We start from the raw sequence: 4648 nt of genomic DNA, 5'->3' as shown, positions 1-4648 counted from the left end.
TAAATATGATAAAAAGTTGCTACTCCATAAACTCTACTCAATGGTAACTTTAAACCTCGTGCTATATACATCAAAACATCAGATTCTAAATAACCAAATACTGATTGTGCTTTATGCAATACTTCAATTAAAGAATCTTGACGATATTGATTCCGCTTCATTGTAATATCTAACTGTTTAAAGCGTTTATCGCCACTAGGATGACCCTTTTTTTGTTGTTGATAATCTTTGCTTTTAGTATCTTTCGTGGCAGTTTCCATTTCTATAATACTCCTCAACTTACTGCTCTTGGTATTTGCTTTTGATAGTAGTCGATATTTACTTAATATTTACTGCCTGCTTATTCAAGTTTTAATTTATTTATATTGTTACATATTACTATTTTTTTGAACCACTTGATTCACATTTTATTACATTTTTTTCATCTTGTTTAATAAACAACTTGTTTGTTGTTTAATTTGGCTTTAAGACTGAGCTTAAATCTTTAATAATTATTCAACAAAATCACTAAAATCAACTAAATTTTTAAATCATATAGAAAGGAACGATTTGGTGAGCAAATAGACTGATGATGAACGTTAGATAAGGAAATACTTTTCCCATTATTGCCTGTTATATGAAATCTGGTTGAACAACCTCACTTCAATTCAGTAGTCTGTTCTCTGTAGAGGATGCTAAACCCTTCAACGTTTTTAGTATTGCTATAAATTTCACTATTCCCTATCTGTCTAAATTGGAGCTATGTGCAATTAAACGGATTTGATATTCCCTATTCCCTGCCATAATACCAAATCTCAAAATTTTGCTACATTTAGCTAGGGAGAAAAGCAGTAAGTAGAGAGCAGGGAGAGATTTGCCATTGAAGTCAGAAGATGGTTTTTTCAACTCTGATTGAATACTTATAAATTAAATAGACATAAAAGTGGAAATTACACATTACACATATAAAGCATTTTTTGCGCTTTTTTTCAGAAAATTTCTTCCCTGTTGCTTCTCTTGATGCCTTTTCCTTTGCGTCTGTCGAACCCCGTGGGGTCGCACAACTGTTGCCTATTTCTGCAAAAAGTCTATTCTTTTTCGGAGATGTCTAATAAACACAAAGCAGGGAGATATGAAAAAAAACAAAGATATATTTCTCACACTGTGCGTATTGAAATACATCTCTAGTTTAAATCTCCTAAAATTATTTGTGGGGTATTATAACTGGTCCTGTCTTCTGACTCTCTTGTATAATTTTTGTAGAGTAAAGAATGGGTTAAAACATAGACTAACGATCGCTTTTAGACAGGGAAATGTTTTTCCCACTTTTGCCTTCTGGAGTCGTTCTCTAAATATAGAACAGATTCCTAGTAAATGAGGTACAGTCCTTAACTTGATAAATTCTCACCATTCAGAAAAACTGGTTGAAAAATCTTTGTTGCCGTACCTCATCAACTTGAAATACTGTGTATTATCGTCGCTACGTTTCCGTTGTGTTTTGAGCGTTAGGTCTTAAGTATTAGGGCATTGCTGAATTAAGGTATGAAAGTAGGTTTATAGGGAATAGGGAATTACGTTTCCATTGTGTTTTGAGCGTTAGGTCTTAAGTATTAGGGCATTGCTGAATTAAGGTATGAAAGTAGGTTTATAGGGAATAGGGAATTACGTTTCCATTGTGTTTTGAGCGTTAGGTCTTAAGTATTAGGTCATTGCTGAATTAAGGTATGAAAGTAGGTGTATAGGGAATAGGGAATAGGGAACACCGGATCTGGGAATTAATATTAACAAGTAGTTCAAACCATCCAAAATAAAAAATCCCAAATACAAAATTCTCAAATCATACCCAGAATCAGCAACGCCAGTATTAGGAAGAAAATTTTTCAGCACTATTCGGAGCAGTTGGGTTTTCAAACCCCACAGCTACCTGTAGAGTCTACAAACTTGTTAAGATTGATACACTCAATAAGATTGAACCATTAACCATTAACCTAAAACCTATAACATTCTTCAATTAGGAGATGATATTACTTCCTGAAATTTATCTTCCCAAGAACCTTCTAAACGCGGACCTTGAATTTGTACAACAGCAGAAGCTAGATAATTTCCCCAACGTGCAGCTTGAATAGGTGTGTAACCATGGGTAAGGCCAAATAACACACCTCCCGCAAAAGCGTCCCCCGCACCAACAGTATCGATCGCTTTCACAGGAAACCCTGGTACAGGAGTAATTTTTTGATCTTTGGCAACTAAACAACCTTCCTTACCATTAGTAATAAAAGCTGTTTCTACCAACTCCCCAATTTTAATAGCACATTCTTCTAAAGACTCAATTCCACAGAAACTACGAGCTTCATCAGCATTGCAAAATAATACATCACAATAATTTGACGCTACTTCGCGGAAGTCATCAGCAAACATATCTACTAAAAACTGGTCAGAGAAAGTAAAACACACTTTAACTTCTTGACGCTTAGAATCTTCCATTGCTTGAATACAAGCTTGCTTTGTATCCGGTCCAGTCCACAAATAACCTTCTATATAACTGTATTTACAACGCTTAATTTGTTCTGCATCAATATCATTAGCACTGAGACTCACAGATACTCCCAGATTAGTACACATGGTACGTTCGGCATCAGGAGTTGTCAGTACCACACAAGTACCAGTAGGTCCATTTTCTGTAGATGTAGGAACTACATTAAATTCAATTTTGGAGTCGAGCATATCTTGACGGTACAACTCACCATTAGGATCGTTGGCGACTTTGGCCACAAAAATACCCGTTCCTCCACTCTGAGCGATCGCTATCATGGTATTTGCTGCTGACCCTCCAGAACGCATTTGTAAGGGTATGTGTTCTAGGTCATGCAATATTCCTCCTTGTGTTGGAGCATCCATCAGAGTCATCCCGCTTTTTTGGAGAGAATGTTTAGTGATTAAGTCTTCTTCTACAAATGCTAGGATGTCTACTAAGGCGTTACCTACGCCAAATACGTCTAATTTTTGGGTATTTGCTGCTGTCATCTATTTTTCTATTTTTTGGCCACTTAGGCATAATATCATGTCTGGATAAAATGTATAATTTTGATTATGATGTCTGGTTGAATATTTATAAATTAAGTTAGTGGGGTAGTAGGGAGAATCAGGAGATTTGTCTTGTTATTGAGATAATAGGTTTTTTGATCACTAATTATCCTGATTTAATATAAGTACCATTAGGACAAAATACTTTAGTTCAAAGGGAACAGGAAGTAAAATGTCCTAACCTGCACTCATGTACCATAAATTATGAAATAGAAGAAGAGAAGATTTACTTAGTTTAGTCTCAAACTGGCCTTATACCTGGAATTATCATTTTCTTTGTGGGTTTAATACCCCACCGTCAACGGGGGTGTTCACGCATTACTTGGGGGAGCGAATCCCCATGTAATTTTCCTCCTGTCTCCAGTATAGCTGTCTCCTGTCTCCTTCTTCAATGGTACAGCATAATATATTGCACAAATAAGCAGATTTAAAAGCACTATCGCTGTAGAAATTTTTTATAGGTTTAATTAGATCTGAAACATCTACTAATTTTCCTTCTGATGCCCATTGAGGAATTAAAGTATGTTCTGCTTTTTTAGAGAAAAAAATATCAGGTGGTTTACCTGCTGCTAAAGCATCAATACCTACTTGTTAAAATATATATATCAACAATTTTTTATTCATTTGTTTTGATTAATTATTGTTTTGTAGCAACTGCCATTACTGCTCTTGACTTATAGAATATCTAAAACAACGGAATATCAATAATCAACCTTCCTCCTTCTCTTCTAGATAACTAAATGTCTTCTTCCTTCTTACTTCTGCTATATTTTTGACCAGATAATTATTTTTATTAAAATTCCTCCCATCACTAATAATGGTGTTAACCAATCACCCAATTTTACATATAAAGTTTGGGTATTTCGCCGATAAATTGTGGTTGAATAAGTTTCATAAGTATTAATTCCAGATAGCCAAATTGTTCTACCGTGAGGATCTACAATTCCAGAATAACCTGTATTAGTTGCTCGTACCGCCCATCTATCAGTTTCAATTGCCCGCATTACATCTTGAGCATGATGTTGAGCTGGCATTGTGGGACTATAATGGGCGTTATTAGCTGCTGTTAAAATAAATTCTCCTCCTGCTGCGGTTTGTCTTTGAAATACTTGGGAAAAAGCTGAGTCATAACAAATTCCAACTATTGCTTTGCCAAAGGGTGTCTCAAATATTTGGTCTGTTTTTCCAGGTACTAAATGAGCGTCTAAAGGTGAGAGTCTATCTATTAGTTTTCCTAAAATTTCATTGAAAGGAATAAATTCTCCTAAAGGTACTAATTTAATTTTGTCATAACGACTAAAAATTTCTCCTGTATTATCTATAGTAAATAAACTGTTAGTCAGATTATTATCTTGTTTGCCATAACCACCGACCCAAGCTACTACTTCTTTGTCTAAAATTGCTTGATAAAAAGAAAGGAATCTACGATTATTTTGATTTGTCCACAAAAAAGGTAAAGCTGTTTCTGGTGTTAATACAGCATCAACGCTTTGGTCTGCTAATTTTTTATATCCTGTGGTATAACCTTCCAGGGCACGATACCAACCTGTAGAATTGAACTTAATTTCATTAGGAATATTACCTA

General features: G+C 34.9%; 3 protein-coding genes. All 3 read right to left on the bottom strand.

The window, feature by feature from the left end:
• A partial coding sequence (locus F6K13_RS19200; RefSeq protein WP_287288045.1) for an NAD(P)H-dependent oxidoreductase subunit E occupies positions 1-260 on the bottom strand: 260 nt, incomplete at its 3' end.
• A gap of 1726 nt (positions 261-1986) precedes the next feature.
• Entirely contained in the window at positions 1987-3003 is a 1017-nt protein-coding gene (locus F6K13_RS19195) for an adenosine kinase (RefSeq protein WP_124155555.1), read from the bottom strand.
• An 824-nt stretch (positions 3004-3827) separates the two neighbouring features.
• Positions 3828-4648, bottom strand: an 821-nt coding sequence (lnt, locus tag F6K13_RS19190; RefSeq protein ID WP_287288043.1) for an apolipoprotein N-acyltransferase, incomplete at its 5' end; no start/stop codon positions are given.

The organism is Okeania sp. SIO2B9, assembly GCF_010672505.1.
In the GTDB taxonomy this organism is placed as follows: domain Bacteria; phylum Cyanobacteriota; class Cyanobacteriia; order Cyanobacteriales; family Microcoleaceae; genus Okeania; species Okeania hirsuta.
This window is presented reverse-complemented; position numbering and strand designations above follow the sequence as displayed.